Source organism: Streptomyces sp. NPDC047880 (assembly GCF_040706515.1).
In the GTDB taxonomy this organism is placed as follows: Bacteria; Actinomycetota; Actinomycetes; order Streptomycetales; family Streptomycetaceae; genus Streptomyces.
Genome location: NZ_JBEZOK010000007.1, coordinates 118,387 through 130,542, shown reverse-complemented (window position 1 = coordinate 130,542; position 12,156 = coordinate 118,387). Strand labels below are relative to the sequence as shown.

Here is a 12,156-nt window from a genome sequence, read left to right as displayed (position 1 = left end):
GACGTGCTCAGGCTCCCTTGAGCAGAAGCGACTTGCGGGTGGTGAACTCGGCGTTGGCCCGGTCGTAGTCGTCCGGGCGGCCGATGTCCAGCCAGTAGCCGTCGAACTCGTAGGCGTGCGGCTGGTTGCCGGTCTTGAGCAGATCCAGCACCAGCTCGTCGAAGCCGAGGGGGAGTCCGGCCGTGTAGCCGTCCAGGGTGGCGCGGGACAGTCCGTAGACCCCCATGGAGACGCGGTAGTCCATGCTCGGCTTCTCGGTGAACGCCACGACCTTGCTGGAGTCCGTCGTCAGCACTCCGAAGTCGATGTGCACCTTGCGGGCGTACGTCGCGATCGTCAGCGGCGCTCCGGACGCGCGGTGCCGGTGCAGGACGTCGGCGTAGTCGAGGTCGGTGAGGACGTCGCCGTTCATGACCAGGAACGTCTCGGGCAGCCGGTGGCGCAGGTTGAGCAGCGGTCCCATGGTGCCCAGCGGGCTGTCCTCGGTGGCGTAGTCGACGGTCAGGCCCCACTGGGAGCCGTCGCCGACATAGGCGCGGATGATCTCCCCGAGGTGGCCGATGGCGATGGTGCAGCTGGTGAAGCCGGCCGTGGACAGCTGGCGCAGCACGATCTCCAGGATGGCGTGCTGGTCACCGATGGGCACGAGCGGCTTGGGCAGCGCGGTGGTGTACGGCCGCAGCCGGACGCCCTTGCCTCCCGCCAGGATCACTGCGTGCATGGGGCTCCTCCTTCGTGAACGCTTCGTGGACGTGCGCGGACGTGCGCGGGACGAGACGGACGAGATCCGCTGCGAGTCAGATGTTGTAGATGCCGGTCTTGTACCGGGCGAGGTTGGCCGGGTCGCGGAAGAACTCCACGGTGGCCGCCAGACCCTCCTCCAGGGAGTGCGCGGGCTGCCAGCCGGTGGCCGCGCCGAGCCGGCTCGCGTCGGCGACCAGCCGCATCACCTCGGAGTTGGCGGGGCGGATGCGGGCGGTGTCCTCGCGCACGTCGAGGGCGGTGTCCATCACCTTGCCGATGAGCGCGACCAGGTCGCCGACCGAGATCTCCCCACCGGTTCCGGCGTTGAAGGTGCGGCCCACGACACGCTCGGCGGGCGCGGTGCCGACGGCGAGGAAGGCCTGCGCGGTGTCCTTGACGAAGGTGAAGTCCCGGGTGGGCCGCAGATCGCCGAGGGTGATCGTGCGTTCTCCCGCGGCGACCTGCCCGATGACCGTGGGGATCACCGCGCGCATCGACTGGCGCGGCCCGAAGGTGTTGAAGGGCCGCAGCGTCACGACGGGGGTGTCGAAACTGGCGTGGTAGCTGTCCGCCAGCCGGTCCCCGCCCGCCTTCGAAGCGGCGTACGGGGACTGCGTGTTGATGGGATGGTCCTCGGTGATGGGCACGGTCTGCGCGGTGCCGTACGTCTCGCTCGTGGAGGTGTGCACCAGCCGGGGCGTGCCGAGGGCGCGCACCGCCTCCAGCACGTTGAGGGTGCCGGTGACGTTGGTGTCCACGTAGCTGTGCGGGGCCTGGTAGGAGTACGGGATCGCGATGAGGGCGGCCAGGTGGTAAGCGGTGCCGGCGCCCTCCAGGAGACCGCGGACCGAGCCCGGGTCCCGGACGTCGCCGAGGACGATCTCCACCTGGTCCAGGACGTCCGGGTGCAGGGTCTCCAACCAGCCGTAGGAGGAGAAGGAGTTGTACTGGGCCATGGCCCGCACACGGTGTCCGGAGGCGACCAGCGCCTCGGTGAGGTGCGAGCCGATGAAGCCCTCGGCTCCGGTGACGGCGGCGAGCGGTGCGGAGGTCAACTGGGTTGTCCCTTCGATGAGGTGAGAGGTGCGGGCGAGGAGCGGTGCTCAGGCGTGGGGTGCGGGCCGGCCGAGCAGCCACAGCACGCACGCCGACAGACACAGGGCGGCGGCGCCGCAGCCGACCGGCAGGGCCAGGGCTGCGCCCGGTGGCAGCCCGAACAGGACGACCGCTCCGGCGGCACCGGCCGCCGCGAGACAGATCCCGGCAGACGACCAGGCCGCCCCGAACGCCTGGAGCAGCAACGCGGTCCACAAGGCGGCGGCGAGCAGCAGCAGGGCGGCCGGGTCGGCCCCGGTGAGCAGGGCCGCGGGCAGCAGCGGTACGAGGTAGGCGATCAGGCAGAGGCCGAGGATGCCGGCCGAACGCAGCAGGAACCCGGCGGGCGTGGCGGTGGCGCGCAACGCGGCGACCGACAGCCCGCGGTAGCGGTAGAGCAGCCACTCCGCCGGCCCCATGCTCAGCGTCAGCACGATCACCGCGTAGGGCTCCTCCCGCCCCTCCAGCAGCACCAACACCCCCGCGGCCAGCCCGAACAGGCCGTACGGCAGGGACCACAGCAGCCGCGGCCGGGCCGCGCCGGCGACGGCCGGGACGGCGAGGGCGCCCCTCAGGACCCAGCCGGTGACGCCGAGCGTGCCCAGCAGCGCCAGCAGGGGCAGCCCGGCCCGGACCAGGGGGCCCGGCTCCCACCACGGCAGGACCGCAGCCCCGGCGAGCAGGGGGCTGAGCGCGGCCAGCAGCAGCCGTTCGCGACCCAGTACCAGCAGGACACCGGCGGCCGCCAGGTACGCGGACTGCGCGGCGGCCACCAGAGTCACCGGCCCGCCGTCGACGGGCAGCGCGGCCACCGCCGTGGCAACCGCCGCGCCGACGGGGGCACCCGCCAGGAGGGTACGGCCGGCCTCCCGTCGCCCGGTCGCCAGCCGCAGGTGCGCGCGGTGACCGAGCGCCTGCCCCCACGCCCAGGAGACGAGTCCGGCCACGACGAGGGCGGCGGCATGCCCACCGGCGTCCCACAGTGGTGCGGTCAGCAGATAGGCGAGCCCCGGCAAGGCGAACAGCACGCCCCGCAGCAGACAGCGCACGGTGTCGGGGCGCCAGGGGTCGGCCGCCGGAGAGGGTTCGGGGAAGGTGCGCGGCACCCGCTCGTACAGGGCGGAGGCGAGGGAGAACAGGTTCGGGTGACCGTACCGCTCGTTGATCAGGGAGGCGGACAACCCCTCGGCCTCCAGCAGCGCGGCGACCTCGTAGGGGTGGACGGCGGGTCCGATGCGGTCGGCGAGCTCGGCGGCGAGTTCACTGACGGCCTCCTCGTCGGGGCCGCGCCGGGGCAGCCGCATGGCGAGTGTGGTGTCGTCGAGAGCCCAGCGCGGCCGCCGACGGGGCGGGCGGGCGCCGGCCAGCCGGATGGCCAGTGTGTCCTGTTCGGTGCCCCCGGGTTCGAGGGATATCGGCCCGCTCACAGGGCGAGGCTTCCGGTGCCGTGGACGGCCGGGGCCGGCATCCTGACCGAAGGCATGACCGTCAACTCCTGTTCCGGGTGGGCCAGCTCCACGTAGATGGATCGAAACGTGTCAATGGTCTGCCGGAGGGTGAACTGCTCGATGACCCGCAGCCGGGCCGCCTCACCCATCGCCCCGCGCCGTCCGGCATCGCCCAGCAGCTCCAGCGCGGCCGCGGCCATGGCCTCCGGATCGCGCGGGGGCACCACGAGCCCGGTGTCTCCGACGGCCTCGCGTACCCCGCCCACGTCGGTGGAGACGGTCGCCCGGCCGCAGGACATGGCCTCGATCAGGGTGAAGGGGAAGCCTTCGCTGATGCTGGAGAGCATCACGACGTTCCCGGCGGCGTAGGCGTCCTTGATGTCGTCGACGCGACCCTCGAAGGTGACGGCGTCGGCGTGTCCGAGCTCGGCGGCCAGGGCTTCGCAGCGTTCACGGTAGGCCTCTCCGCCCCGTGGTGTGCCGCCGAACAACCGCAGCCGCGCGTGCGGGAGTTCGGCGCGGACCAGGGCGAAGGCCCGGATGAGGGTCTCCAGGTCCTTGATGGGGTCGACGCGGCCCGCCCAGCTGAGGGTGGGGGCGTCCGGCTCCGGTCCGGCCGCCGGGAACGCGGTGGGGTCGACGCCGTTGTAGACCGTGCGGATCGACTCCGGGTCGGCGCCGCCCTCCTCCTCCCACAGCCGGTTGTAGCGGTTGCCCGGGGTGATCAGCGCGGCCCGGCGGTAGCTCTCCTGCGCGAGCAGCCGGAAGAACCCGAGGATCACGGCCTTCACCGGCCAGCGGTAGGGCGCCGTGCGGTAGCCGAGGTAGCGCTCGCGCAGGTAGACCCCGTGCTCGGTGAGCAGCAGCGGAACACCGTGGCGTTCGAGGGCAGCGAGGCCGGGCAGGACGGCGACCCCGCCGCTGACAGCGTGCGCCACCCCGAGCTCGGGGACGGGCGCGGCCAGCGGGCGCAAGGCGTGCTCCAGCAGGGCGGTCGCGGTGAGCGCGTCGTGCAGCGTCGGCTGCGCCTCGCGCACGGCGAGACCGGGACGGTTCCACAGCGCGGTGAGGATTCCGATCGCCCGGTCCGCGCGCAGGAAAGGGCTCAGCGTCCCGTCCGAGGCGGCCCGTGCCAGGGCGTACAGGGCGGGGGCGAACCCGTCCTCGGCGCGCGGATCGAGCAGCGCGGCCAGGAACCGCTCGTAGGCGGCAGCGAGTTGGTTGCGGGCCCGGCCCCGGGGCGGGCGGCCCTCGGGCGGGGCGCCCCACATGGGGACGGACAGCACGCTCGAGACGTGCGCGGGCAGGTCCCATACGACCGGCTCACGCCCGGTGCCGGTGACGGCGATGACGTCGAAGGCGAGGTCGGGCATGCCCTGGACGAGCTGGTCGCACCAGACGCTGACGCCTCCGTGGCTGTGCGGGTAGGTGCCTTCGGTGAGCAGGGTGACGCGCGTCGCTCCGGTACGTCGCGCGCCCTGGGGAACGGGCATCGATGTGCTCCACGGCCGAGGAGTGGGGTGGTTCGGGCCGGTCCTGGCCGCTGCGGAGCGGCCGGGACCGTAGGTCGGACTGGGGTGGATGCGCCGTTCAGCCGTCTGCGGTGTGACCCACGGGATCGGTGACACCCGCGGGGACCCGGGTGCGCGGTGCGGTACCGGTGGCCGGGGCGGGCCCGGCCCCGGCGTCAGTGGCCGGTGCTGCCGCTGACGCGGGCAGGGTGAGCGTGAGCGGCGTACCCGTGGAGGGCGTCCAGCCGGACACGGCACCGGCGTACGCCTGACCGAAGGCGGCGCCGGCAAGGGTGGTGCCGGTGGGCAGGGTCGCGGTGACCGCCAGCCCGTTCGGCGCGTCGACGGTCACCGTGGCGCCGATGCGGTGGGCGGTGACCTGCCCGGCGCGCAGAGCGGCCTGCCAGTCGGCCCGGCGCCGGAGCTCGACGCCGATGTCCTTCATCCGCGGGTTCACCACGGGTGTGTCCTCGGCGAACAGTGCCTCGTAGCCGTCCAGGACGCCGTTGAGCACGGGGTAGGCGATGCGGTCCTCGGCCAGGTTCGACTGGTGGATGAAGTGCGGTTTGGGGTCGTTGGCCAGCACGTGCCCGAGGGCGATCCGCGTCTCCAGCGGGACGATGTGCTCGCCGTAGCCGGTGGCGGGGTTCAGCGGTGCCGGCAGACAGGTGGTGGTGGCCGGGTTGTCCTCGCAGATGCCGCTGCCGCCCTGGGCACGGCTGGTGTAGATCCAGTTGTACTCGTCGACCTGCTCGGCCGCCCGGCCGGCGTTGTAGAAGACGTTCATCGGGTAGCGGGGCACGGTCGTGGCCGGACCGACCCGGCGCTGGGCGGGCTCACGGGAGTTGTCGGAGCCGAGCCAGGCGATGCCGTTGTCGCCGAGGGCGAGCGCCAGGTTGGGGTTGTCCTCGGGCTGCTGCGGCAGCACCTTCATGCCCGAGTGTTCGCCGGTCACCAACTCGTCGTTCACCAGGGGCAGTCCGGCTCTCTCGCCCCAGACCCGGTTGGTGGCGATCTCGTCGGAGATGTCGTTGCGGCTCATCCACCGGGTGCTGCCGTCGGCGTCGGCCGCGCACTTCCAGGGCACGACGGTGGTGTCCTGCACGCAGCCGAGGAAGGGGTGCGAGTAGGTGTGGTTGATCCACCGGAACTCGCCCCGCCGCGCGATCAGCCGGTCGGCGAGCGGGTCGGCGCCGTTGTGGTCCTCGCGGTGGTCGGCGCTGCCGGCGCCGTTGTAGGCGAAGTCGAGGGTGAACTTCCTGCCGTTCTGCCAGTCGACGGCGTGGTCGACGTCGGCGGCCGTCATCCGGATCGGGTCGGGCGTCGCGGCGGGGTCTTCGCAGTCGACGTCGCCGGGTGTGCAGTTGAGCTGGCTGTTCCAGCGGTCGTCGGCGGCGAACACGTCGTCCACGTGGACGGAGAAGTAGTTCCGTGCGGCGCCCAGGTGCACCCCGCCGGTCATCCACTCCACGATGCCGCGGGCCAGGAGCCGGAACTGCTGCTGGTACTGGTTGTAGACGAAGGTGACGACCAGCTCGCGCCGCCCGTCGTGCCGGTACTCGCCCACCAGCGTGCCCTTGGCGGTCTGCCCGGGGATCACCGCCTCGACGTACGGGGTGAAGTCGGCCCCCGCGAGAGGCTTGGACAGGTAGGCGTAACTCTCGCCGACGTCCGGGTCGTTGTCCTCGAAGGGGACCGCGCCGTCGAGGTAGCCGAAGGGCCCCGACTTGCCGGCGGCGGTCACCTCCGCCCGCTTGCCGTCGATGCTGCCGGAGTAGCCGCCGTAGACGGGGTACTGCAGTCCGGCCTCGGGACGCGCGTAGGTGTAGGCGTCGACCTGCGGCACGTCGTACGTGCGCTCGTACGCCGTGAGTGCCGTCATCTCGGCTGAACCGGCCGGGAACGGGTTGTCGTTGGGCAGCACGATCGCCTGGAACTTGGCGCGCGGCCTGCCGTCAACGGTGTCCGCGAGGAAGTCGGCGTCGATCACGGTCCGGCCGGCCTGCGTGAGGTCGATCCGCGTGTACGGCGTTCCGGCCGCGGCCAGTTCGGCGGCTATGGCGTCGGTCGACGGGCCGCCGTCGCTCACCACCAGCACCCGCAGGTCGATGCGGGGGGTGGTGTCGGCGTGCGCCGCGCCGGCCGGCAGGCCGACTGCGGCGATGAGCGCACCCACCGTGAGCACGGTGGTGCGAAAGGTCCGCTTCATGCGGTGAGGTCCCCTCCCCGGGCAGGGGTGAGCACGGCTCCCGTGGAGCGGACGCACCCCCTTGCGTGCCGCCGGCGTCCCCCTCAGAAGCCAGTTCGTCACGCATCCGTTCGGGACACATAGTGATGTCTGTGTGGAGATTTTGCGGTCATGTTGCGGAACATGACGGAAAAGCGCAGGTGTCGAACAGGGCGGTTCCGAAAGCGAAACGAGCCGTTCCGTGCCGCCGGGTGAGGTCGGGTCCGGTGGGCCCCAGGGCCCGGCGTGCTGGTCCGGGCCCTGCGCGACGCACCGGCGGGCCTGGTGGGCCCGCCGGTCGGATTGCCAGTGGTCCAGACCGGAGTCGATACCTGGACGGCGAAACTTTCAGGTCACGGCCGCCGGCTCCGCGGACAGGGCGTCAGGAGCAGAGCACGCGGGTGACGGGCGTGTAGACCGGTCCGCCGCTGACGTTGGTCGAGTCGCTGAACTCGGCGTAGAAGTAGGAGTAGAAGCCGATGTTGCCGTTGCAGCCGGAGTCGGCGGCGACGTCCAGCGTCAGGGTGACCGTGCGGCTCTGACCGGGCGGAATGGTGGTGCCGTAGTTGCCGCCGAGGTTGGCCGGGCCGGTCCCGGTGCAGGGGGCGGCGCCGTTCGTCGTGGTCAGGCTGCACCCGGAGAACTTGTACTTCAGGTCGGGGCGCTGCGTGGTCAGCCACGTCGGTTCGATCGTCTGGTACACGAACCAGACGTCGTAGGTGTTGTTGTTGGTGAGGGTCATCGACAGCTTGACCGAGCCGCCCGGGGTGGTGGTGGCGCTGTCGGTGGTGAAGGTCAGCTCCGCCGGTGCCGGCGCCGCACTCGCGGTGGGCGCCAGGCCGAACACGGCGAGAGCGAGGGCGAGGACGGCGCCGAGACCGAAACGTCTCATCTGGGGTGATCGCATGGCCAGGGAGGCTAGGCAGGGGCCGGGCGCACCGTCTGCCCCGCGGACGAGGTGTGGCTCTCCACTCGGCTTGAAGTGTTCATGGCGTGATGAAGTCGTGTCGAAAATATGAAGGCGTGACGGAAGTCGCGTTTTCCCAGGCAGTCGCGCCGGCCGCGCGCAGCTGCGCTGGGCGGCCGCTGCCGGACGCCTCCTCGGCGCGTGAAGATGACATTGGCGCATATCGGATCGGCCGGCCCGCTCCCACCCACGCGCTCACCCCGGGGTTCCCGGCCACCCGCCGGTTTCCGGCCTGCGCGCCACCGGCAGCGTCCGTCAGGACGCCCCCAGGCCGCGCAGCAGTGTGTCGACCGCGACGTCCGCCGCCTGCGCGGGGCTCAGGTCAGGCATCTGCCGGGACACCAGGTGCATGAGCTGGGGCAGCAGTGCGCTCACCCATCCCGGGGGGAGGTCCGGGCGCAGCAGCCCCTCGTCCGTGGCGCGTTCGAGGAAGGTGTCGACTTCCCGGACGCAGGCGTCCCGGCGGGCGCGGACGCCGTCGTCGGCGAGCATGCGGGCGAGGTCGACCGGCCAGGTGCGGTTCACGGCGATGATGTTCTCGACGTAGCGGTGCAGGGCGACGGCGACCGGGGCCTCGCGCAGCCGGGCGTCGGCGATGGCGTGCTCGATGGCTGTGAGGCGGGACGCGTGGATCGCCGCCAGGAGGTCCTCGCGGGAGGCGAAGCGCCGGTAGACGGTGCGCCGGTCCACGCCCGCCTCGGCCGCGATGTTCGCGATGCTCGCGCCCGGGTCGGTGGCGAGTATGCGCGCTCCGGTGGTCAGGACGGCTTCCAGGTTGCGCGCGGCGTCGGCTCTCACCGCACCGAGTCTAGCGGCGCCTCGTGGAACCTGAGGTGACTAGTGCCTCGCCTGTGTGGCTGTAAGAGATCTAATTGTCACTGATGTGTAGCGGATCGCAGGGGCGTACCGCAAGGTGGCCCGGCCGTGACAGGCCGGCCCGTCACCTGTCAAGATGGTTACTGCAGTCGAGTGCGGACGGATACGGGCAGGAAAGGTGATGCGCCATGAGTGACGTCGAGGAGAGGGCGCTGCTGGCGGGCGGCTGCTTCTGGGGCATGCAGGAGCTGATCCGCTCGCTCCCCGGAGTGATCCGCACGCGGGTCGGCTACAGCGGCGACAACGACAAGCCCCATCCCACCTACCGCGACCACGGCAGGCATGCGGAGTCGATCGAGATCGTGTTCGATCCGACCGCCACCGACTACCGCGCGATCCTGGAGTACTTCTTCCAGATCCACGACCCGACGACCCGGGGCCGGCAGGGCAACGACATCGGTGCGAGCTATCGCTCCGCCATCTTCTACCTCGACGACGAGCAGCAGCGCGTCGCCCTGGACACCATCGCAGACGTCGAGGCCTCCGGCCTGTGGCCGGGCCCGGTCGTGACCGAGGTCGTGCCCGCCGGCGCGTTCTGGGAGGCCGAGCCGGAGCACCAGGACTACCTCCAGCGCTACCCGGAGGGCTACACCTGCCACTTCCCGCGCCCGAACTGGCGGCTGCCCAGGCGCGGTTAGTTCCGCGCGGCGGCGTGGCCGGGAAGGGCGTCGCCCTTCCCGGCCATTCGTCGTTCATGGCACCGGCGCGCGGCACGGGGAGCTGTAAGCACTACATTGGTGTGGCATTTAATGTTGCCTCGACCTCGCCTCACCGCACGACCAGTCGGTGATCGGGCGGGCGGCCCAGGCTCAGCCGGCCGACGTGGACCGCGCGGTCGCGGCGGCGCGGGCCTCGTTCGAGGCGGGTGCCTGGCGTACGGCCGCGCCCGGGGAGCGGATCTCCGCCCTGCGGCGGTTCAATGCGCTGCGCGAGGAGAGCGCGGAACGGATCGCGCACCTGATCTCGCTGGAGAGCGGCTCGGCCGGGTGGTTCACCCGGGCCGGTCAGGCCGGCCTGACCCGGCAGGCCAACGCCTATCTGAAGGCGGCGGAGGAGTTCGGCTGGGAGGAGACCCTGGAGCCCTCCGATCCGCCGTCCTCAAGGTGTCCCGGGAGAACTCGCTCAGCATGGGCTTCCTCGTCGAGCTGCTGGAGCGGCTGGACCCTGCCCGAGGGTGTGATCAGCGTTCTTCCCGTGGGTCGGGAGACCAGCGAGTACCTTGTGTCCCACCGGGAGGTCGACAAGATCGCTTTCACCGGCTCGACGCGGGCCGGACGCCGCATCGCCTCGATCGCCGGTGAGCAACTCAAGCGCGTCAGCATGAAGTTGGGGGGCAAGTCCGCCGCTGTCATCCTGCCGGACGCGGGTGTCGAGAAGGCGGTCCCGGGCCTGAAGTTCGGCTCCCTGCTCAACAACGGCGAGTCGTGCATCCCCCAGACCCGCGTCCTCGCCCCGCGCGGCCGTTACGAGGACGTCGTGACCGCGCTGAAAGAGCTGGTCGAGTCGCTGAAGGTGGGCGACCCCGCCGCACCCGACACCTTCATCGGCCCGATGATCCGCCCCGACCAGCAGGAGCGGGTGCGTGCCTGCATCCGGCTCGGCATCGAGGAGGGCGCCTGGTCACCGGCGACCCGCAGATCCCCGAGGGTCTGGAGAAGGGCAATTACGTCACGCCCACGGTCTTCGCCGATGTCGACAACTCCATGCGCATCGCGCGGGAGGAGATCTTCGGCCCGGTCCTGGTCGTCATCGCCTACGACGACGAATGCGGCGCCGTCCGCATCGCCAACGACTCCGAGTACGGCCTCTCCGTCGGCGTCTGGTCCTCCGACGAGGCCCGCGCCCTGGCGGTCGCCCGCCATGTCCGCGCCGGCACCGTCACGGTCAACGACGCCCCACTCGGCTTCTACGGCCCCTTCGGCGGCTCCAAGGCCAGCGGCATCGGGCGCGAGTACGGCGCGGTGGGCCTCCGCACCTACACCGAGTACAAGACGATCACCGTCTGACCCGTTCGGAGAAGTTGCCGTCACCGTCTTGACTGGTGACGCGGCAAGGTGCAGGCTGATGCTCGTCCAGGATGGCAGCGTGATGCGCGAAGGGGAGACCGGTCATGGACAGGGATCTGGCGACGGACGCCGCCGCGGCGGCACGGCGGGCGCGGTACGGAAAGCTTCCCGACCGCATCCGCTTCGCTGACATGGCCGAAGAGGTGGAGGCCAGGCCGGGCGGCGGGGTGCAGGCCTTTGGCCCCGAAAGCTCGTGGAAGTACTACTCCTGCCTCGCGCTCGACCTCGGTCTGTAGGCCCGGCCCGCTCAGGGCTTCAGGCGATGGGTGCCCGTGATGCGGAATGCGTCACCGCCTCAGCCGGTGCACCTGCACAGAGCTCGCCCGTCTCCACGGTTCAGCCCCCGTCGTCGCGCTCCGCGCACGGTCCGGTTCCCGGCGCAGCTCGCGGCCCCGCCACCGCCGGCGCAGCCAGCGGTCGTGGCTGGTGACCACGACCGCCCCGGGGCCGTTGGAGCCCAGGGCCTCCTGCGCGGGCCGTCGCACGTGCCGATGGCTCACACCTCGGGGGCTCCCGCCTCCGTGAGCGTGCCGTCCGCCAGGCGCAGCCGGCGGTTCACCCCGATCGGCGAGGAACTCTCGTCGTGGCTGAGCACCAGGAAGGCGCCCTGGTAGGCGTTGAGCGCGTTCTCCAGCCGGCCGGCACTGACCAGATCGAGATTGTCGGTCGGGACAGCCGTTGAAGTCCGAAAGCACGTCATGGAGCTGGTGGCGGGCCTCCAGATCGAGGTTGCTGGTCGGCTCGTCGAGCAGCAGTACGTCGGGACGCTTGAGCAACTGGGCGGCGAGACCGAGCGAGACGATCTGCCCGCCGCTGAGCGTGCTCAGGCTGCGGTCCAGGGGAAGGCCCGCCAGGCCGAGCCGGTCGAGCTGGGCGCGGGTGCGCTCCTCGATGTCCCAGTCGTCGCCGATGGCGGTGAAGTGCTCCTCGCTGACGTCCCCGGACTCGACGGCGTCCAGGGCGCGGATCACAGCGGCGACGCCGAGAACCTCGGCGACGGTGAGCCCGCCGGTCAGGCGAAGGCGCTGCGGGAGGTGGCCCAGTGCCCCCTGGACCGACAACGAGCCGGTACGGAGCTTGAGTTCACCGGCGATCAGCTTGAGCAGCGTGCTCTTGCCGGCACCGTTCGGGGCGAACAGGCCCGTACGGCCGGACGTGAGGCCAGGTCAAGGTCATGTGCAGCGTGACAGCCGCTTCAACGGGAGCCGCACGGCAAGAGCGG

Annotated in this window: 10 protein-coding genes and 2 pseudogenes; 3 read left to right on the top strand and 9 right to left on the bottom strand. The window is 71.5% G+C overall.

The features are described from left to right. Positions 1–7: 7 nt before the first annotated feature. The 7 genes from AB0937_RS13645 to AB0937_RS13615 all read right to left on the bottom strand — a co-directional run bounded on the left by AB0937_RS13645 (position 8) and on the right by AB0937_RS13615 (position 8,736). On the bottom strand, positions 8–721 hold the full coding sequence (locus AB0937_RS13645; RefSeq protein ID WP_366711627.1) for a sugar phosphate nucleotidyltransferase: 714 nt from the start codon (positions 719–721) through the stop codon (positions 8–10). 76 nt (positions 722–797) lie between these two features. Then, positions 798–1,799, bottom strand: a complete 1,002-nt coding sequence (locus AB0937_RS13640) for a GDP-mannose 4,6-dehydratase (RefSeq protein ID WP_366711625.1) — start codon at positions 1,797–1,799, stop codon at positions 798–800. 48 nt (positions 1,800–1,847) lie between these two features. After that, the gene (locus tag AB0937_RS13635) at positions 1,848–3,266 is read right to left on the bottom strand and encodes a hypothetical protein (RefSeq protein ID WP_366711623.1); all 1,419 of its coding nucleotides are present in this window, start codon (positions 3,264–3,266) and stop codon (positions 1,848–1,850) included. Then, positions 3,263–4,780, bottom strand: a complete 1,518-nt coding sequence (pelF, locus tag AB0937_RS13630) for a GT4 family glycosyltransferase PelF (RefSeq protein ID WP_366711622.1) — start codon at positions 4,778–4,780, stop codon at positions 3,263–3,265. Before pelF ends, AB0937_RS13635 begins: the two co-directional genes overlap by 4 nt. A gap of 97 nt (positions 4,781–4,877) precedes the next feature. Then, positions 4,878–7,007, bottom strand: a complete 2,130-nt coding sequence (locus AB0937_RS13625; RefSeq protein WP_366711620.1) for a hypothetical protein — start codon at positions 7,005–7,007, stop codon at positions 4,878–4,880. A gap of 400 nt (positions 7,008–7,407) precedes the next feature. Then, positions 7,408–7,932, bottom strand: coding sequence for a hypothetical protein (locus tag AB0937_RS13620; protein WP_366711618.1), 525 nt, complete (start codon positions 7,930–7,932; stop codon positions 7,408–7,410). Between the two features lie 315 nt (positions 7,933–8,247). Continuing rightward, positions 8,248–8,736 (bottom strand): helix-turn-helix domain-containing protein, encoded by a 489-nt coding sequence (locus AB0937_RS13615; RefSeq protein WP_366711863.1) that lies wholly within the window; start codon positions 8,734–8,736, stop codon positions 8,248–8,250. Between the two features lie 260 nt (positions 8,737–8,996). On the opposite strand from AB0937_RS13615, the gene msrA reads away from it, so the two are divergent. From msrA to AB0937_RS13600, 3 genes and pseudogenes are all read left to right on the top strand, one after another. Next, a complete protein-coding gene (msrA, locus tag AB0937_RS13610; RefSeq protein WP_366711617.1) occupies positions 8,997–9,506 on the top strand; it encodes a peptide-methionine (S)-S-oxide reductase MsrA in 510 nt (169 codons plus the stop codon). Between the two features lie 118 nt (positions 9,507–9,624). Further along, positions 9,625–10,874 (top strand): annotated as a pseudogene (locus AB0937_RS13605) (aldehyde dehydrogenase family protein); the annotation flags it as partial. A gap of 104 nt (positions 10,875–10,978) precedes the next feature. Beyond that, a complete protein-coding gene (locus AB0937_RS13600) occupies positions 10,979–11,170 on the top strand; it encodes a hypothetical protein (protein WP_366711615.1) in 192 nt (63 codons plus the stop codon). A 260-nt stretch (positions 11,171–11,430) separates the two neighbouring features. On the opposite strand, the gene AB0937_RS13595 is transcribed toward AB0937_RS13600, so the two are convergent. Together AB0937_RS13595 and AB0937_RS13590 are read right to left on the bottom strand one after the other, a co-directional pair. Then, positions 11,431–11,634, bottom strand: coding sequence for a hypothetical protein (locus tag AB0937_RS13595; RefSeq protein WP_366711613.1), 204 nt, complete (start codon positions 11,632–11,634; stop codon positions 11,431–11,433). Further along, positions 11,606–12,094 (bottom strand): annotated as a pseudogene (locus AB0937_RS13590) (ATP-binding cassette domain-containing protein); the annotation flags it as partial. The pseudogene AB0937_RS13590 and the gene AB0937_RS13595, both read right to left, overlap by 29 nt. Between the last annotated feature and the right edge of the window lie 62 nt (positions 12,095–12,156).